Origin of the sequence: Vibrio splendidus 12E03 (assembly GCF_000272105.2) — a bacterium.
Lineage (GTDB): Bacteria > Pseudomonadota > Gammaproteobacteria > Enterobacterales > Vibrionaceae > Vibrio > Vibrio splendidus_I.
In genome coordinates, this window is sequence record NZ_AJZD02000123.1 from 1 (window position 1) to 19,624 (window position 19,624).

Here is a 19,624-nt window from a genome sequence, read left to right on the forward strand (position 1 = left end):
GCATTTCTAGATTTGACATGTGATCCAAGACGTGTTTTGAAACTAAATTTCGTAAGTGACTAGAAAGTTAGTTCCCCATCAATATATATTTAGCGGCAGAAAATATAATGCAATACATGGTTACATTTTCGCAGGGTGCTAACATATAGGCTACGGGGGTGTGCCGTTAGAACCCAATATAATTATTTTATCTTTATCAGGAGCATAAACATGTTTAAGAACCTTTTTGCTAGCCTGCAGAAAGTTGGTAAGTCTCTGATGCTTCCAGTATCAGTTTTACCAGTTGCGGGTATTTTGCTAGGTGTCGGTGCAGCAGATCTTCCTTTCATTCCAGAAATCGTTTCAAACTTAATGGAACAAGCTGGTGGTTCAGTATTTGGTCAAATGGCACTACTGTTCGCAGTAGGTGTTGCACTTGGCTTTACTAACAACGATGGTGTGGCTGGTCTAGCTGCTATCGTTGGTTACGGCATCATGACTGCTACACTTGGCGTAATGGCTGGTGTAATGGGCGTTGATAAAATCGATACTGGTGTACTAGGTGGTATCCTAGTCGGTGGTGTTGCTGCTTGGGCATTCAACCGTTTCTTCCGTATTCAACTACCAGAGTACCTTGGCTTCTTCGCTGGTAAGCGTGCAGTGCCAATTATCACAGGTTTCTCTGCGATTGGTCTAGCAATCCTACTATCTGTAGTATGGCCACCAGTTGGCGGCGCTATCTCTGCGTTCTCTGATTGGGCTGCTCACCAAAACCCACAAGTGGCGTTTGGTATCTACGGTATCGTTGAGCGTTCTCTAATTCCATTTGGTCTTCACCACGTTTGGAACGTACCTTTCTTCTTTGAAGCTGGTACTTGTGTAAACGCTGCTGGTGAAACTCAAAATGGTGTTCTTACTTGTTACCTAGTTGCTGATGACGCATCTCGTGCAGCGGGCAATGGCTTCGGTCAGCTAGCTGGTGGTTACATGTTCAAGATGTTCGGCCTACCTGCTGCTGCAATCGCGATTGCACACTCAGCTAAGCCTGAAAACCGCGCTAAAGTAATGGGCATCATGGCTTCTGCTGCGTTGACTTCATTCCTAACGGGTATCACTGAACCAATCGAATTCTCTTTCCTATTCGTTGCTCCAGTACTGTACGCAATCCACGCTCTACTAGCTGGTTCTGCATACGTTCTTGCTAATACTCTAGGTTTTGTACACGGTACATCTTTCTCACACGGTCTAATCGACTTCCTAGTTCTATCTGGCAACGCGTCTAAGATGGGCCTAATGGTTGTATGTGGTATTGCTTACGCTGCAATTTACTACATCGTATTCCGCACTGTGATTAAAGCTCTAGACCTTAAAACTCCAGGCCGTGAAGACGAGACTGAAGAAGAGTCAGTTGCGACTGGTTCTGAACTTGCTGGTGAGCTAGTTGCTGCATTCGGTGGCAAAGCGAACATCACAGGTCTTGACGCTTGTATTACTCGTCTACGTGTTGCAGTAGCTGATACAGCTCTTGTTGACCAAGACAAACTGAAGAAACTAGGCGCTGCAGGTGTTGTTGTAGTTGCTGGTGGCGTACAAGCTATCTTCGGTACTAAGTCTGACAACCTTAAGACAGACATGGATGAGTGGATCCGTAACAACGGTTAATTCACTGATTCAATAAATTGAAAGGAGGCCGAAAGGCCTCCTTTTTTATTTTCAGCTCTATGAAAGACCTATTATGCTTAATCTCCATTAACTCAGATACTTATCATTCAACTCGATCAGTTGATGGTTGCTCTTAAATTTTTCGTGTCTTTTATCTTTTACCTAGCGATGACACCTTTCGTTATTATTCCAGTAAACTACCGCTTTTAAACACAGTCTGAGAATATTATGAAACATCGTTACTTGATCGGCCTTATGTGCTACAGCGGAGCCTCGTTTGCTCACGCTTCTGAAGCTCCAGCTTTGGAAGTTGGACTTGCCATTGACCAAGACCTGAGTGTCGTTGTGGAATTTGATCAGAAATACCGTGCTACGATTGGTAATGACGGCGCTGCATTTGACTACATTTGGAAGCGTGGTCAGTTCGAGACTGAAGCTCCATTGAGTTGGTACGTCGGTGCTGGTGCTTGGGCTGAATGGAATGACGACTTTGGCTTACGCTTGCCATTAGGCGTGAAAGTGAATTTCTACGAAGGTTGGAATGCTTACGCTCAAGTTCACCCTGAACTCGATATGTATAAAGGTGTTGAGTTGCAAGTGGGCGGCGCTTTAGGTGTTACCTATAAGTTCTAACCTGAACTAAAACCGCTTTAATAATGAAAAAAAACAGCATTTAGCTGGTTTTTTCATTTGGGCCGATCTTATATTTTTTGCTTCATTGAGCCGCTTAGAAAGTAAAACTCAGTCCGACATTGGCTTGGAATTGGTTCATCCAGTCGGTATCAAAACGAATGATGCACTCTTGGCCGTTACTTGGGATGTTACAAACGCCGGAGGTATCGTTATCGACAACTGTACCCAGCCAACGTACTTGTGTGTTCAACGCTAGTCGGTCACTAAATTTGTACTCTAAGCCGCCAAAGATAGAAGTTGAGAATCCATACTTATCCTTTGCCCAGTCTACATCGACGTAAGAAGCACCAAGACCTAACCCTAGATAACCCGACAACACAGGCGAAGCTGGGTAGTAGATGCTGCTTTGAAGGTGCAGATATTGGATGGAGGAGCTTAGGTTGAGTGTTTCTAATTCCGAGCTCTGATTGGAATAGAAGAAGCCGATACGTCCTTTTTCAAGTGGCGTTTCAATGGCAAAGGTGTAGTTTTCAGAGCCTTTCATGTCATAGGTTTTACCGTCCTGGTCTTCGACACTGCCACCGCCGGTATAACCTACCATAGGTGTAATGATGATCTCCGGCGAAGCATACGCGCTTGAAACGGAGAGAAGCGTAATCAGTGCCATCATATTTGCTTTGTTATTCATGAGTATATCCTTATCCATACACTTACTAATTGTGATGGTTACATCAATATTGTGCGACTAATTTCGACGATTCTTGAAGATACTTCACACACCTGATAGTACTTAAATAGAGACTCGACAAATTAATAATAAGCCAGAGGTGTCTATGGACCATAATCTGAAAAATGCCCTACAAATTACCGTGTTTATCTACGTGATCATTCTTTCATTTGGCTTTATTGCGATTGGTAGTTAATACCATCTATTGCGAGGCTGAGTTTTGATACTCAGGGAATAATGAATAGTGGGATTATAACCAATATTGATACAGCAATAGACTTGGATTATTACGCTAAGTTTATTGCTGGAAAAACAGCACTGGTCGCTCAAGGTGGCGGACAGAGAAGTATTTTTACTTCTGGAGTGCTGGATGCCTTTCTTCTCTCAAATTTTGACCCCTTCGACGAATTTTTTGGTACCTCAGCAGGTGCTCTCAACTTATGTGCTTATCTGTGCCGTGATAAAGGCCTTGGACGTTCTTTTGTTCTTGACCTCACAACCTCTCCCGAGTTCTTCAATCTCTTTTCCTATATACGATACAGAAAGAACCTAGGATTAGAATGGGCCCTAGAACAAATTATGGCTTACCCATATAAGCTCGATCTGGATTTAGGGCGACAAACGCTAGGCGATCGCCACTTCTATGCAGCTGTAACGGATTCCAAAGACTTACGAGACCACTACTTCCCATTATTGGGCGAAGATTGGTACAAGGTGATGATTGCGACCTGCGCCATTCCTCGTTTGTACAATGATGAAGTCTTTATTGGTGACAGTGTTTATGTGGACGGTGGTGTATCGGCGTGTATCCCGGTTCAGGAAGCGTGGCGAAGACAAGCCCGTTCTATTGTGGTGATTCGTACTGAGCCAGTGGTGGAGGAAGGTAATACCCATTTGGTTGAAGCACCAGTTAAGGGATCTTCAGTCAAAGCGCCTAAACCAATCTCTGCCGAAGAACTGGAGTGGTTCCGCGAATCTTTTGTCAGTGTTCAAGGTCATTGGCAACAGAAAATGGAACAGTGGAAAACCGACTGGACCTCTTTCTTCCAACAACAAATTATGCGCTCAAAAGAGCAGAAGCGTGACCGTGGGCATTTAGACCTGCTGAACGGTGGTCGCTGGCTATTTGGTGCAGATGATATTTATCGCTTAAGTCATTTAATCGGAGATAAGTTTGATTCAGGCTTGGCTGACATGCTAATGGTGCATTATCAGACCTACTCATTGACTCAGGATTTTTTGAATTCGCCACCAGACGACGCGTTTGTGGTTCAGATAGCGCCAAGTCAGCCACTAAAATCGAGTTCATTAATGAGCGACAAAGAAGACCTGTTGCACGATTACGAAATGGGCTTAGAAGCCGGTTACCGATTTGTGGAAACCTATACCTCAACGGAAAACGCTCGCAATTCTCATATGCCACAGTTAGCCACCATTGCTGCTGGCAAGTAATTCTCGAAGTTGATGAGCTAGCATGCTGTGAGCTCGTTATGCTGTTTAAGCAGATTGTAGTGAGTCGTGTTCTGAAATGAAAAAGGGTTATTGAACTTGGTTCGATAACCCTTTTAAGTTTTTGAGATTAGGCGAATCGTTTCGCCTTAAGGTCAAATATTAGGTGACAGGCAAGATTCTCATACAGTTGGTTGACCCTGCTACATCCATAATGTCGCCTTGAGTGACGATCACTAGGTCACCAAACTTAAGGTGTCCTTTTTCTTTCAGGCAAGTGAGTGTAGATAGTGCGATGTCAAAGCTGTCTTCAGCTTCTGTCTCGAAGTAGATAGGTGTCACACCTCGGTATAAGGTACAGCGATTAAGCGTTCCTTCGTTACGAGACAGCGCGTAGATCGGCATGTCGGCACTTAGGCGAGACATCATCAGTGCAGTGCGGCCTGACTCGGTGAGAGTGACAACGCCTTTAATGCCTTCCATATGGTTCGCAGAGTAGATGGTCGCCATCGAAACGGTTTCTTCGGCAGTAACAAAGGTGCGGTCAATACGGTAATTGGATTGGTTATTAATGCCTGCCATTTTTTCCGCACCAATACAGACTTCAGCCATCGATTTTACGGTCTCGACTGGGTAGTCACCAGCTGCAGTTTCACCAGACAGCATCACAGCATCGGTGCCATCGAGTACGGCGTTGGCAACATCCATAACTTCGGCACGGGTTGGCATTGGCGCAGAAATCATTGATTCCATCATCTGAGTTGCGGTGATGACAGTTCGGTTAAGCGCTCTGGCACGGCGTATAAGCTGTTTTTGTACTCCGACTAACTCAGGATCGCCAATTTCCACTCCGAGGTCACCACGAGCCACCATGACCACATCTGAGGCCATTATGATGTCATCCATGTTCTCAACTGTAGCTACTGTCTCTGCTCGCTCCACTTTTGCGACGAGGTGAGCTTCTAAGCCGGCTTCTCGTGCAAGCTGACGAGCATAGTGCATGTCTTCACCATTACGAGGGAAAGACACCGCTAGGTAATCCACTTTGATTTGTGCGGCGGTGACGATGTCGCGCTTGTCTTTTTCTGTTAGCGCTTCTGCGGAAAGGCCACCACCTTTTTTGTTGATGCCTTTGTTATTTGAGAGTGGGCCGCCAATGATGACTTCGGTATGAACGCGACAGCCTTCTACTTTGGTTACTTTGAGTTGAACACGACCATCGTCAAGCAACAGGATATCGCCGGCGGATACGTCGTTAGGCAGTTCTTTGTAATCAAGGCCAACGGCTTCTTGATTGCCTTCACCTAAACCTAAGCTACTGTCGAGAGTAAATAGATCGCCTACGTTAAGTTGGATTTTACCTTCTTTGAATGTCGATACACGAATCTTGGGTCCCTGCAAGTCACCGAGAATAGCTATTTGAGTGCCGAGCCTTTTTGCTATCGCTCGGACGTTTTCTGCGCGTTGTATATGGTCGTCGCTGGTGCCGTGAGAGAAGTTCATACGAACGATATTGGCACCGGCTTTGATTATCTCTTCAAGCACGTTACCTTTATCAGTAGAAGGGCCAAGCGTTGTGACGATTTTCGTTTTTCTTAATTCGGCTGTCATGAATACTCCTAGAGTGAGGCCAAGTAATCTTTTGAAAGACTGAATTAAGTATATGCATTAATTGATAATTTATTGGGAGCTAGGAGGATATTTCTTGATTTGCCTTTAATTATTGAATTTAGGGCTCAAACGCGATGTTTTATTCTGAAAATTAAGTCGCAAATTATCGATGTGGGTGTTAATTTTCCTCGAACTATTTGACTCGATACACAAAGATTCATGTATATACGTGATACTGGTCACGGCGATATACCAAGTGACTTCACAATTACTTCGCAAAGTAAAAAAATTACCTCGTTGATGATTTCTGGAGCGTAAAATGTACATGGCTCAACCGGGCCATATTGATCATATCAAACAGGTCAATGCTGGTCGTGTATATAAACTAATTGACCTTAAAGGTCCTATTTCTCGTATCGATCTGTCCAAGCAAAGTGAGTTGGCTCCGGCGAGTATTACTAAAATTACCCGTGAACTCATTGAAGCTCACCTTATTCACGAAACGACGGTTCAAGAAGCCACGACTCGTGGGCGTCCTGCTGTCGGTCTGCAAACCAATAACGAAGGTTGGCAGTTTTTGTCGATGCGTCTTGGTCGTGGATACTTGACGATCGCGCTCCATGAATTGGGCGGCGATGTACTTATCGATACCAAGATTGATATCCATGAACGTGATCAAGATGATGTGCTTGCGCGTCTTCTCCATGAAATCGATGAGTTCTTCCAAACCTATGCCGAGCAACTCGACAGGGTGACGAGTATCGCTATCACACTGCCAGGTCTGGTGAATTCAGAGCAAGGTATTGTGTTGCAGATGCCGCACTACAACGTTGAAAACTTAGCGTTGGGGCCGGAGATCTACAAAGAAACCGGTTTGCCAGTTTTTATTGCCAATGATACCCGAGCGTGGGCATTAGCAGAGAAGCTGTTTGGTAACTCACAAGACAATGACAACTCTGTTCTTATCTCGATTCACCACGGTTTAGGTGCCGGGATCATTCTTGATGGTCGCGTTCTGCAAGGACGTCACGGTAACATCGGTGAGTTGGGGCATATCCAGATCGATAAGGAAGGCAAGCTTTGCCACTGTGGAAATCGAGGCTGTTTAGAAACGGTGGCGAGCTCTCAGGCAATCCGTGAGCAAGTCAAAGAGCGACTGGCAAATGGTGAAGAATCAACGCTAACGGTGTTTGAAGATGTCACTATTGAGCAGATCTGTGCTGCGGCTGCTAATGGGGATCCGTTGGCTGTTGAAGTGATTGAACAGTTAGGTCGTTACTTAGGTTCTGCGATTGCGATTGTGATTAACCTATTCAACCCAGAGAAAATCTTGGTGGGTGGTGTTATCAATCAGGCGAAGAGCGTGTTATACCCGGCGATTCAAAAGTGTATCGAAGAGCAGAGTCTATCGGTTTACCATAAAGACTTAGAGCTGGTGGAATCTCGTTTTTATAAGCAGGCAACCATGCCAGGTGCTGCGCTCATCAAGCAGGCCTTATACGATGGCCAACTGTTAATGAAAGTTATTGAAGGTTAACCCCTTTTTCTCGTCTTGTAGCCTTACCCTGAACCTTTCCATGTACTTAAGCTTTGTATAACATCATTTGTTGTACTTAGTTTAAGCATTCTGTGCATTGGCGCTTTGCTTTAACCTATTGAAGTAGGCTATTGTAGCCACAGTTATTATTTGTCACTAAGGTGTTGTATGTCTGGCGTTTTAAATTCGGTTGATCAGAGAACCAAACTGGTCGGTGAAAACCGTCTGGAACTCTTGTTATTCAGCTTAAATAGTCGTCAACTATTTGCGATTAACGTATTTAAAGTGAAAGAAGTCCTCAAAGTGCCAGTACTTACTCGCTTACCGGGCTCTCATCATCATATTACGGGTGTTGCGTCTTTACGTGGTGAATCGGTGCCTGTTATCGATTTACGCAGTGCCATTGGCTTTCCACCATCTCGTGCGGAATCTCAAGAAAGTAACTTGATCATTACGGAATACAACCGAACCGTACAAGGTTTCTTGGTTGGGCAAGTTCGTAATATCGTGAACACGACATGGACAGAAATCCAACCGCCGCCAAAGACAACAGGTCGCGCAAATTACCTAACCGCTATCACGCATATTCAAGAAGAAGAGCAGCACAAGATCGTCGAGATCATCGATGTTGAGAAAGTGCTGGCTGAGATCATTGATTACGATGTATCGATCTCTGAAGGCGTTTTAGATGAACAATTAGCTCAGGAGATGATAGGACGTAATGTGCTTATCGTTGATGACTCTTCAACAGCGCGTAACCAAATTAAAGGCACCTTGTCGCAGCTTGGTTTGAACATTATTGAGTGTTGTGATGGCTTAGAAGCACTGACCTTACTTAAGGGCTGGTGTGATGAAGGCAAAGACATCAATCAAGAAATATTGTTGATGATCACCGATGCTGAAATGCCTGAAATGGACGGCTACAAGCTGACACACGAAGTACGTACTGACCCTAGAATGCATGACCTGTTTATTACGCTAAACACTTCATTAAGTGGAAGTTTTAATGAAGCTATGGTTGAGAAAGTAGGGTGTAACCGCTTTATTTCTAAGTTCCAGCCAGACCTCTTGGTTGAAGTGACTCAAGAGCGAATGCGTCAGATTTTATAATTAATGCTGCTGTACGGTTTGTTTTGAGTGACCTTATAGAAAACGTTTGCTAATATTCACACGGCATATTTTTCTTAACGAAATATGCTCAACTACTAGCGTAACTTTTCACACACAATCTAAGGTAGTTCCTCTTAATGATATGGTTAACGTCTAAAGTCGTTATGACTTTGAGCTTATTACTGTATAGGGAATTTAAGAAAAGACGTACGGAAGCTGAAGTTGAGTCATAACTCAACAATTGGAATCGAAGGGAAGCGGATGCTTCCCTTTTTCGTTGCTCTTTCTCTCGTTTCTTTAGCCAATGATCGATTGAGAACTATCGGTACTTCGCTAATGAAAATCCCGAGATTTGGTTTTCAAGCCAACAATTTCATCGGTAATATCGATAAGTTTCCCCGCGATAACATGCACGACTTCTCCTTCTTTTTCTAATATCCCTTGTACTTTTAACGCCTTGGCTGTGAGATAAGCTTGCTGTTGAGCGCGCGCGGTTGCTCCCCATACCACGACATTAATATTACCAGTGCTATCTTCTAGCGTGACAAAGGTGACACCTGCCGCGGTTCCGGGAGATTGTTTGCCTGTGACTAATCCGACAACGGTGACCATGGATTTATGTCTCTGTTGCATTAAATCTTTCATGTGTGTGAATCGACCTAATCGTCCTGCTTCTTCGAGCAAAGTGATGGGGTGCTTGTTCAATGAAATTCCGACACTGGTGAAGTCTTCGAGTAGATCTTGCATCTCATTGGGTTTGTGCAGTGTATGTTCGTCATGTCCTGCCTCAGCATCGTCATAGGCTTGGCTAAACAGAGGTAAATCAGACGCTGAGTCCATGATCGCCCAGCGAGTCTGGAAGCGGTCTCCAGAAACGTTATGTAGCGCATTAGCTGATGCCAGTAGCTCGATGTCTTTCTTATTCATCGATAACTGTTTCACCTGGCTAGGGTGGCGATAACCGGATTGAGGACGATTGGCGAGCACGCTTTGAATCCCATGCTCGCTGAATCCTTTGATTTGTCGCAGTCCTAAGCGAATCGCTAAACCATTCTGATGAGAGACAACCGTGTGGTCGTTTTGAGAAGCGTTCACGCATACCGGAAGTATCACCACATTATGTCGTTGTGCGTCCTGTACCAACTGTGAGGGGCTATAAAACCCCATCGGTTGGCTATTCAACAGAGAAGCATAGAAACATTGAGGGTAATAGCATTTCAACCAAGCGGAGCAATACGCTAACACCGCAAACGAAGCCGAGTGGCTTTCAGGAAAACCGTACTCGCCAAAGCCGCATATCTGTTTAAAGATCTGCTCAGCAAACTCTGTCTCATAGCCGCGCTTTTGCATTCCTTCGATGAGTTTGTTTTTAAACTTAAAGACGTTGCCATTTTTCTTCCAAGCGGCCATTGCCCGTCTGAGTTGATCCGCTTCACCACCAGTAAACCCTGCGGCCACCATCGCGAGTTTGATCACTTGCTCCTGGAATATCGGCACCCCTAAGGTGCGCGACAATACCGATTCCACATCTTTAGATGGATAACTGATTGGCTCAATGCCATCTCGACGCTTGAGAAACGGATGCACCATATCGCCCTGAATAGGACCTGGGCGTACGATAGCGATTTGAATCACTAAGTCGTAATAAGTCCTCGGTTTAAGCCTTGGCAGCATGCTCATTTGCGCACGTGACTCAATTTGGAATATCCCGACCGTATCTGCTCGCTGAATCATGCCGTAAACCTGAGGATCGTCCTTAAGGCGAGTGATCTCAGCAATGGTCAGTGATCGCCCGTGAATGCGTTTGATCAGGTCGAAACATTTACGAATCGCAGAGAGCATACCTAACGCGAGCACGTCAACTTTCAGCAAGCCTAAGGTTTCTAGATCATCCTTATCCCATTGGATAATGGTTCGGTCGTGCATAGCGGCATTCTCGACGGGAACCAGTTCATACAAAGGCCCTGAAGATATGACAAAGCCACCAACGTGTTGAGATAGGTGACGTGGAAAGCCGATGATCTCATTAACCAAATGGATAAACTGTTGTCCCTTCAATGAATCAGGTTGTAGCCCCAATTGAGTGAGCTGAGCCTGCCAACCTAAGCTTTTGTCCCTGCGATTGGTGTTCTTGATGAAGTAGTCGAGCTGAGTTTCTTGTAGCCCTAATGCTTTACCGACATCTCTTACCGCACTTTTAAAGCGATAAGAAATGACCGTTGCAGCAAGCGCGGCCCTTTCTCTACCGTATTTTTGGTAGATGTATTGGATGACTTCTTCACGGCGTTCATGTTCAAAATCGACATCAATATCAGGCGGCTCATCGCGCTCTTTACTGATGAAGCGTTCAAACAGCACCGAGATCTGCCTTGGGTCGACTGAGGTGATTTCTAAGCAATAACAGACCACGGAATTGGCAGCTGAACCTCGACCTTGGTAAAGAATGCCTTGGCTTTTAGCAAACATCACGATGTCGTGGATAGTGAGGAAGAAGAAAGGGTAGTCTAGCTCGTCAATCAGCCCCAATTCTTTATCTATGATCTGTTGGATGTCATTAGGTACACTTTGTTGGAAGCGAGCCTGTTTTCCTTTTTCGACCAACATGCGCAGATAACTCATGGGCGTCTCACCTTGAGGAATCAGCTCACTGGGATATTCGTAGCGCAAGCTATCTAAATCAAATTCACACAGCTCAGCGATGCGGTTGCTCTCTTCTAGCCACTCCGCTTTGAAGATATGAGAGAGCTTATTGATACTTCGTAAACAGCGCTCGGCATTAGCGAGTAAGTGACTGCCCACTTCGGTAATGGGTTTTTGGTATTTTATCGCAGTGAGTGAGTGCTGTAAGGGTAAGCGATTCGCGTTGTGCATCAGCACGCCACCACAAGCTGTAATCGACAGTTGATGATGTTGTGACAGCTCAACGCAGTAATCTGTGTATTGCTGGTCGGTTTGCTTTAGGTGTCGTTGTAAGCCGATCCAAAGCCTGCCTGAATGATGCTGAGAGAGCCATTGCCCCCAGTGCGCGTCTTCATTTTTCTGTTGAGGAAGCCAAAGAATAAAGCAGTGTTTAGCCGACATGATATCCCACTCAGAGAGCTGATAATATCCCTTGCTGCTACGACGTCTCGCGTTGGTAATAATACGGCACAGCTCGGCGTAGGCTTGTCTGTTTGGGCATATCAAGATTACTTGGCACTCGTCATTTAACCAAAACATGCTCCCTACAATTTGCTTGAGCGACAGTTTATGTTGCTTGATTGCAGAGTGAACCTTGACGATGCCCGCGACCGAGCACTCGTCGGTGACCGCAAGGGCTTTGTAACGTAAGAAGTCGGCCTGTAAAACAAGCTCCTCTGCGTGTGAGGCTCCCTCAAGGAAGGATTAATTACTTTGACAGAAGAGCTCTGAATATTTCTGAGACATAACGTAATCTCACTTAACCATTGCGAGTGAACATGATTGAAAAGGGACGTTTAAATGGAATAAGTGGTAAGAACGACTTACCAAACAGCCTTACGGCTAGCTAAATAAACCGTGCAAAAACCATTGTTTATCTGGCGTTCTAAATACCCATAATCTGCGGCCGTTTTCACTGTGAGCAATAAAGTAGTCACGAATGACTTTCTCTCCGTCCCACCAGCCAGACACAATGCGCTCAGGGCCTTGAGATAAGGTGACGCTTTCGGTTAAGGCTTCGGGCTCTGGCAGTAAAATACTGGGCCTGAGTCGTTGTTGGTTGATGTTGAAAGCAGTGGCTTGTTGCTCGAACCCTGTGGGCGTTTGTCTCTTTGCCACAGACTTACTTAGTGTGGGGATCGAATACTGATTGGCCTTTTCTGGCCTTGGGTCGTGCTGTATTTTCGGTGTTTGAATGCAGGCTTGCCCAAGCTTTGCTTGCAGTAGTGAGAGCAAATCTAACGCGGCAAGTGTTCCGGTATTACCATCGAAAAGATCATGGTAGTCCATTTGAGGCTCACCATGACGAATCAAGCTGAGAGTTAGCCCCTGAACCGGTGCGGTGATCTTCAGTGACTCTAAGGTGAGATGCGTTAGGTTCGCCCATTTGCTAGCAAGATAATCGCCCTGCGCCGAATAGAAAGAGACAGGGTGATCGTCTTTATCCCTAAGGTGCAAAGTCAGCGTTAACTCAAAAGCTACTCGGTCACGTAGCTTCAAAAAACACTCGAGTTGATTCAGTAATTTCAGCAACGGCTTTTCGATAAATAGGATGTTTTCAATATCAAACAACAGTTCCAAATATTGCTGGAAATTCTCTGGTGGGTGATAGAAATCAATAGGGTGCTTGAACTGCCCATTAAGACGACCCACATAGTTCACCAAGTCGATATCAAAGCGGCGCGCGACATCTTGCAAAGGCAGCTTTAATAGGTCTTCTACGACATTAATACCAACACGATTTAGGCGTTCAACTTGCTTAGTTGGTAGCTCGCTTGAACTCAGCGTCTGCTTACTTATCCAAGCTTTCATCTGCTCAACATTGTTCGTCGCTTGGTTGATCGCTTGCTTGCCCAAAAGGATTGCAGAAAGCGGCGAATAACCTGTGGCAAAGCTGAACTGGATATTGAGCGTTTCTAAGTGGCTTTTGAGCTCATGCCAGTAGTTATCTAGCCCGTCGTAAAGTGACAGCATGTTAGAGGCTTTAATCAGCAAACCATTAGGTGGCAATAACGCCATGTCGGAAGTGATTAGATACGCCCATTGAGCGATCTCTTTGAGCTTACTTTTCTCCAGTTCAATACTGTAAGGGTGGACGTGTAAGTGATGGCAAAGCGCCGCCGCAGACCCTAAGCCCATACCAAGCGAAATTCCCGATTGCAGCGCAGCTGGGTTAGCTTGCAGTACACGGTGATCTTTTTCATCCACGATGATAATAGGTTGCTCGCGTGAGTCTTCGTTCGAACCCAATTCATTAGAGTTAAACAAGGTATCCAACTGCAGAGACGGAAAGTGCAGATAAAGCCACAACATCCGCTAGCCTTGCTTCGCAATAGGAAAAGCCAGCACAGTGTTACCGGGCAAAGTACGGTCTAAATTGTCTTCATAAACGACTTTCTCTGTGAGTAACGGCCAGTTGTGTGTCATGTCTAGAACAAAGCTGCCATACGACCAACTGCCTTTTCTTTTTGTTACCTCTACCTTCAGCCCTTGGGCGTGAGAAGACAGTTTCATGCATAAGGAAACGGGCAGGGATAATTGATTATGGCTGGTGGCTTTAAAATGAAATTGCAGGCACTTGCCCGTTTCACTTGCGGCTTGTAGGCGTTTGGTTTGGTGGATTTCGAGATCGGTTCCCCATAACAATACAGAATGACAAGCACCACTCTTGAGGCATTGTTCAGCAGCCCACAATGCATCGAGATCGCGTTGAGGCTCAATCACCAAGATGTTATCGATCTCAATCCCTTGGCTGCTAAAAAACTCGGCACAGATCTTCCCTGGCGGGTTAATGAATATGGCCAGCTTCTGTGAGTTTTGCTGAGCTAAATAAGGGGTAAGCAGGCGCAGTTCGCCAATCCCCTGTTGTGATTCAACTTCAATAACGCCGTGTGTAGGAAAGCCACCATCAAGCTGTTTATCCAATTGCGGATAGCCTGTCGAAGTGGTACTTCCTTGCGTTGTTGATTGTAGCCCTTTCCAGATTAGCTGGCGGTCTTGTAAGTTTTTTATGAGTTCATGCATAATCAAATACCTGTGTATTTATACAGTATATTTAACAATGAAAAAGATGCAAAGCAAAATGATGAAAATTAGTGGAAGTAAGTATTAGGTGGTTGATTTAGATACAAAAAAAGCCACTATGGAAGCGGCTTCTTGTTATTGGTTATAATATCAACTACTTAGGTTGAGCATCGATACATTGACCATTAATGTCTGTCACACTTGGGTTCATTAAGTGTAGGTACAGTGGGATGATGTCCAGTGGCGTTTTCAGTTTGTTAGCATCTTCACCTGGGTACGCTTTTGCACGCATACGTGTTTGAGTGCCGCCCGGGTTAATCGCATTAACACGGATGTTTGTGTCTTCAAGCTCATCCGCTAAGATCTGCATCATACCTTCGGTAGCAAACTTAGAAATCGCGTAAGTGCCCCAGAATGCACGGCCAGAGTGACCAACGGTAGAAGAGGTGAATACGATACGACCCGCTTCCGCTTTCTTAAGTGCAGGTAAAAGTGCTTGAGTCATCAAGAACTCAGACTTCACATTGATCTGCATAACATCATCAAAGGTCTCTTCATCAATCTGCTCAAACGGGCTCAGAGTACCTAAAACGCCAGCGTTATGAAGTAGACCGTCTAAACGACCGAACTGCGATTCAATGGTTTCAGCCATATCAATGTAGTTCTGTTTTGTCGCGCCTTTTAAATCCAATGGGATAATCGCAGGCTGCGGGTAACCAGCACTTTCGATTTCATCGTAAATGAATTCTAGGTTTTTTACATTGCGGCCTAACAGAATGACAGTTGCGCCATGTTGAGCGAAGCTTAGTGCAGCTTGGCGACCAATGCCAGCACCGGCACCTGTAACCAAAATTACTTTATCTTTGAGGGCATCTGTAGAGATTGGGTAATCCACTGTGCTTATCCTTCTTTCTTTTATTATGTTCGTCATTCCATTGATGTTTAATCACACAGATAACCGCAGGAATGATGAGAAATTCTTGGTAATCGTGACAAGATGGTTACAATACACTAATTCATACAATAGGGGATATGACATTGGAATTTTTGTTGGACTACGGCTTGTTTTTAGCCAAGATTGCGACCGTTGTAATCGCCATCATTGCAATTTTAGTCATTGCTAAATCTGTGGGTGGAAAATCAAGCGCGATTAAAGGTGAGCTGGAAATCACGAACCTATCTGAACACCATAAACAGACGATTGAACAATTAGAGCACCATCTACACGATGATGCTTTCATCAAAGCCCGTGATAAAGCAGAAAAGAAAGCGGAAAAAGAGAAAGTAAAATCACGCGGTAAAGAAGTGAAGAAAGCAGCGAAAGAGGGTGAGCTTGATAGCAAGCGTGAACCACATCTATTCGTTCTTGATTTTAACGGCAGCATTGATGCAAAAGAAGTGGCTTCATTACGTGAAGAGGTAACGGCGGTTCTGGCTGTGGCTCGTGAAGGCGATGAAGTATTGCTGAAACTTGAATCTGGCGGTGGCATGGTCCACGGCTACGGTTTGGCGTCTTCTCAACTTGATCGTATCAAAGCGGCAGGTTTACCTTTGACTATCTCGGTAGATAAAGTAGCAGCAAGTGGCGGTTACATGATGGCATGTATCGCAGACAAAATTGTGTCGGCACCTTTCGCTATCGTTGGCTCTATTGGCGTTATTGCTCAATTGCCAAACTTCAACAAACTGCTTAAAAAGCACGACATTGAGTTTGAACAGTTAACAGCGGGTGAGTACAAACGCACTCTAACCATGTTTGGTGAGAACAGCGATAAAGCTCGTGAGAAGTTTAAAGAAGAGCTAGAAGAGACACATGGTCTATTCAAAGACTTCATTCGTGATCACCGCCCAGCGCTAGACCTTGATAAGGTTGCAACGGGTGAGCACTGGTTTGGTACACAAGCTCATGAACTTGGGCTGGTGGATGAGATCCGTACTTCTGATGACTTGGTTGTCGAAGCATGCAAAGACAAGACGGTTCTAGCGATTCATTACGTACAGAAGAAAAAGCTGTCAGACAAGCTTGCAGGCGTGGCAGGTAAATCTGCAGACAGCGTGCTGATGAAGCTGATTGAACGCGGTCAAAAGCCGATTGTTTAAGCTTATTTAGTTCGAGTGCCTCACGTTTATTTAAAAACGTTTGAGCCTTGAAAAGAAAGCGCATAAGTCATCAGACTTATGCGCTTTTTTATTGCTCCACTTCCGAGCGGGTGACCACTATGTTGTAGGGGGAGCGGAGTTTTATACCAAACACTGACTTACTGTGATTAATATTAAATCTTGGCTCCATAATCATTACGTTTTGGACAAGTAGTCAAAATCTCTCTATGACCCGTATCTTTGAGCTCTTCCAAAATCACATCAAAGCCCCACAAGCGATAGAGATGCTTCATCACTTCGTCGTAGCCTTTATCAAGCGGGATGCGGTCGTGAGGCACATATTGCAGTGTCATTGAGCGGTCACCACGAATATCGACATTAAACACCTGAATGTTTGGTTCAAGGTTACTTAGGTTGTATTGCGCCGCAAGCTTCTCACGAATCAGGCGATAGCCCGGATCATCATGAATAGCACTCACCTCGATGGTGTTTTTACGGTCGTCGTCGAGTACAGAGAACAGCTTAAAGTCTCGAATGATTTTTGGAGAAAGGTATTGGCTGATGAAACTTTCATCTTTGAAGTTGTGCATCGCAAAGTGCACTGCTTCTAACCAATCACTTCCGGCTAACTCAGGGAACCACTCTCTATCTTCATCGGTTGGCTCTTCACAGATGCGTCGGATGTCTCTAAACATCGCAAAGCCAAGCGCATAAGGGTTTATTCCGCTGAAATAAGGGCTGTTGTAGGCGGGTTGTGCGACGACACTGGTATGGCTGTGTAGGAATTCTAAGATGAACTTATCACTCACCAAGCCTTCGTCGTAAAGGTGGTTAAGAATGGTGTAATGCCAGAAGGTTGCCCAGCCTTCGTTCATCACTTGAGTTTGTTTTTGAGGGTAGAAGTATTGGCTCACTTTGCGAACGATGCGAACACACTCTCGTTGCCAAGGTTCAAGCAGTGGTGCGTTCTTCTCGATAAAGTAGAGAATGTTTTCTTGAGGCTCGCTAGGAAAGCGGATCTTGGTCTCTTCTTCCTTACTTTTATTCTGAGGAACGGTTCGCCATAGCTCATTCACTTGAGATTGCAGATAAGCTTCGCGTTCTTCTTGTCTTGCTGTCTCTTCTGCAATGGAAATCTTCTCAGGGCGTTTGTATCGGTCTACGCCGTAATTCATCAGTGCGTGACAAGAGTCAAGGAGCTGCTCGACTTCAGCAACACCATATTTCTCTTCACAACCACTGATGTACTTCTTAGCGAACAACAAGTAATCGATGATGGAACTGGCATCGGTCCATGTTTGGAACAGGTAGTTGCCTTTAAAGAAAGAGTTGTGGCCATAACAAGCGTGAGCCATTACCAGCGCCTGCATCGTGACCGTGTTCTCTTCCATCAGATAAGCGATACAAGGATCGGAGTTGATTACGATTTCGTACGCTAAGCCCATCTGACCATGCTTGTAGTTTTGTTCGGTTTGAATGAATTTCTTACCAAATGACCAGTGGTTGTAATTGATAGGCATACCAATGCTCGAGTAGGCATCCATCATCTGTTCTGAAGTAATCACTTCAATCTGGTTTGGGTAAGTGTCTAAACGGTAATGCTGCGCCACACGCTTAATTTCTACGTGGTATTTCTCCAAGAGGTTGAATGTCCAATCTGGACCATCAGGCAGCATCTTGTCGTTTTTCTTCTTTGCAGCTTTGTCTTTCTCTGCAACGTTTGATTTCGCTGTCATGGCAAACTCCCTTACGCTGTCTCTTTCTGGAACAGTTCTCTAAACACAGGAAAAATATCATCCACCGTTTTAATGTTTTTCATGGCGAAGTTGTCGAAGCTACTCTCGAGTTTTTCGTATTCGTGCCAAAGCGTTTGATGAGAGCGGCGCGTTATTTCGATGTAAGAGTAATATTGGCAAGTTGGCAGAAGCGTATTGACCAGTAACTCTTTACAACGAGGAGAGTCATCAGCCCAGTTATCGCCATCAGAGGCTTGTGCTGCATAGATGTTCCACTCATTCGCAGGGTAGCGGTCTGCGACAATTTCCTTCATCAGTTTCAGTGCACTCGAAACAATGGTGCCACCGGTTTCTTGTGAGTAGAAAAACTCATGTTCATCGACTTCTTTAGCCTGAGTATGGTGACGAATAAACACAACATCGACGTTTTCGTAGGTGCGGTTTAGGAACAGATACAGAAGGACATAAAAGCGCTTCGCAATATCTTTCGTGGCCTGATCCATAGAGCCCGATACATCCATTAGACAGAACATCACGGCTTGGCTAGATGGAATAGGGCGCTTCTCATAGTTTTTAAAACGTAAGTCAAAGGTGTCAATGAACGGCACGCTTTCAATCTTTTTACGTAACTCGGCAATCTCTTCTTTGAGGCGACCTTCTTCAAAAGGTTGCGCCGGCTCCGTCATTTTAACTTGGTCAAGCTGCTCCATCAGTAGGTTAAGCTCGCGCTTTTTACCTGCTGTCATCGCGGTTCTACGAGCCAGAGATTGCTGCAGTGAACGAACGATAGCGATGTTGGATGGAATCCCCGCGCTTTGGTAACCAGAGCGGTGAGTTTTCCATTCGGTGATTTTGTTGACCTGATTTTTCTCTAGATTAGGTAGAGCTAAATCTTCAAAGAGAATATCAAGATACTCATCTTTTGAAATTTGGAAGGTAAATTCATCTTGGCCTTCGCCATCAGGGCTTGCGTCGCCTTGGCCTGAGCCGCCACCTTGACCACCACCTTTAGGGCGTTCGATTTTATCGCCAGTGATGAACTGATCATTACCTGGGTGAACGTGCTCTCTAACGCCGCCTTGACCTTGGTGAAAGTTTGGCTCTTTGATGTCTTTATGGGGAATAGTGACGTCTTCACCCGTTTCAGTATTGGTGATTGAGCGTCGGTTGACTGCATCGGCCACAGATTCTTTGATTTGCTCTTTATGGCGTCGTAAGAAACGCTGTCTATTCACAGCACTCTTATTTTTGCCATTGAGCCTCCGATCGATAAATTGTGCCATAAGAACTCCCTCTCAGCTGATGTCGCGATCCTACTTATTATTCGGGTATAAGAGTTATTGGTTTACTAAGGTATAAAAGTTATTGGTTTTTACG

The 19,624-nt window shown here is 45.0% G+C and carries 14 protein-coding genes and 1 pseudogene; 7 read left to right on the plus strand and 8 right to left on the minus strand.

Annotated elements, in window-relative coordinates; genetic code table 11:
* Positions 1-210: 210 nt before the first annotated feature.
* Positions 211-1,641, plus strand: a complete 1,431-nt coding sequence (gene ptsG / locus A142_RS09865) for a PTS glucose transporter subunit IIBC (RefSeq protein ID WP_017062145.1) — start codon at positions 211-213, stop codon at positions 1,639-1,641.
* A gap of 228 nt (positions 1,642-1,869) precedes the next feature.
* On the plus strand, positions 1,870-2,274 hold the full coding sequence (locus tag A142_RS09870) for a hypothetical protein (RefSeq protein ID WP_019820869.1): 405 nt from the start codon (positions 1,870-1,872) through the stop codon (positions 2,272-2,274).
* A gap of 94 nt (positions 2,275-2,368) precedes the next feature.
* On the opposite strand, the gene A142_RS09875 is transcribed toward A142_RS09870, so the two are convergent.
* On the minus strand, positions 2,369-2,962 hold the full coding sequence (locus tag A142_RS09875; RefSeq protein ID WP_029405328.1) for an outer membrane beta-barrel protein: 594 nt from the start codon (positions 2,960-2,962) through the stop codon (positions 2,369-2,371).
* Positions 2,963-3,107: 145 nt separating this feature from the next.
* Between A142_RS09875 and A142_RS24725 the strand changes: the two genes are divergently transcribed.
* Entirely contained in the window at positions 3,108-3,197 is a 90-nt protein-coding gene (locus tag A142_RS24725) for a YnhF family membrane protein (RefSeq protein WP_139137170.1), read from the plus strand.
* 41 nt (positions 3,198-3,238) lie between these two features.
* Complete coding sequence (locus A142_RS09880) at positions 3,239-4,453, plus strand: patatin-like phospholipase family protein (protein ID WP_019820872.1); 1,215 nt, start codon at positions 3,239-3,241, stop codon at positions 4,451-4,453.
* 159 nt (positions 4,454-4,612) lie between these two features.
* Here A142_RS09880 and pyk read toward each other — a convergent pair whose 3' ends face one another.
* Positions 4,613-6,061, minus strand: a complete 1,449-nt coding sequence (gene pyk, locus A142_RS09885; RefSeq protein WP_019820873.1) for a pyruvate kinase — start codon at positions 6,059-6,061, stop codon at positions 4,613-4,615.
* A 319-nt stretch (positions 6,062-6,380) separates the two neighbouring features.
* Between pyk and mlc the strand changes: the two genes are divergently transcribed.
* Together mlc and A142_RS09895 are read left to right on the plus strand one after the other, a co-directional pair.
* Positions 6,381-7,598, plus strand: a complete 1,218-nt coding sequence (gene mlc / locus A142_RS09890; protein ID WP_019820875.1) for a sugar metabolism global transcriptional regulator Mlc — start codon at positions 6,381-6,383, stop codon at positions 7,596-7,598.
* 168 nt (positions 7,599-7,766) lie between these two features.
* Positions 7,767-8,708 carry a chemotaxis protein CheV gene (locus A142_RS09895; protein ID WP_017062139.1) on the plus strand — a complete coding sequence of 314 codons (942 nt, stop codon included), beginning with the start codon at positions 7,767-7,769 and terminating at the stop codon, positions 8,706-8,708.
* A gap of 333 nt (positions 8,709-9,041) precedes the next feature.
* Here A142_RS09895 and A142_RS09900 read toward each other — a convergent pair.
* The 4 genes and pseudogenes from A142_RS09900 to A142_RS09915 all read right to left on the minus strand — a co-directional run bounded on the left by A142_RS09900 (position 9,042) and on the right by A142_RS09915 (position 15,306).
* Positions 9,042-12,134, minus strand: a pseudogene (locus tag A142_RS09900) (error-prone DNA polymerase).
* A 96-nt stretch (positions 12,135-12,230) separates the two neighbouring features.
* The gene (locus A142_RS09905) at positions 12,231-13,700 is read right to left on the minus strand and encodes a Y-family DNA polymerase (RefSeq protein WP_019820877.1); all 1,470 of its coding nucleotides are present in this window, start codon (positions 13,698-13,700) and stop codon (positions 12,231-12,233) included.
* Between the two features lie 3 nt (positions 13,701-13,703).
* Positions 13,704-14,411 (minus strand): translesion DNA synthesis-associated protein ImuA, encoded by a 708-nt coding sequence (gene imuA / locus A142_RS09910; RefSeq protein ID WP_019820878.1) that lies wholly within the window; start codon positions 14,409-14,411, stop codon positions 13,704-13,706.
* 154 nt (positions 14,412-14,565) lie between these two features.
* Positions 14,566-15,306 carry a YciK family oxidoreductase gene (locus tag A142_RS09915; RefSeq protein WP_017629695.1) on the minus strand — a complete coding sequence of 247 codons (741 nt, stop codon included), beginning with the start codon at positions 15,304-15,306 and terminating at the stop codon, positions 14,566-14,568.
* Positions 15,307-15,449: 143 nt separating this feature from the next.
* On the opposite strand from A142_RS09915, the gene sohB reads away from it, so the two are divergent.
* Positions 15,450-16,511, plus strand: coding sequence for a protease SohB (gene sohB / locus A142_RS09920; protein ID WP_004737399.1), 1,062 nt, complete (start codon positions 15,450-15,452; stop codon positions 16,509-16,511).
* A 173-nt stretch (positions 16,512-16,684) separates the two neighbouring features.
* On the opposite strand, the gene A142_RS09925 is transcribed toward sohB, so the two are convergent.
* Both A142_RS09925 and A142_RS09930 read right to left on the minus strand, forming a co-directional pair.
* On the minus strand, positions 16,685-18,247 hold the full coding sequence (locus tag A142_RS09925) for a SpoVR family protein (RefSeq protein WP_019820884.1): 1,563 nt from the start codon (positions 18,245-18,247) through the stop codon (positions 16,685-16,687).
* Between the two features lie 11 nt (positions 18,248-18,258).
* On the minus strand, positions 18,259-19,530 hold the full coding sequence (locus A142_RS09930; protein ID WP_019820886.1) for a YeaH/YhbH family protein: 1,272 nt from the start codon (positions 19,528-19,530) through the stop codon (positions 18,259-18,261).
* Between the last annotated feature and the right edge of the window lie 94 nt (positions 19,531-19,624).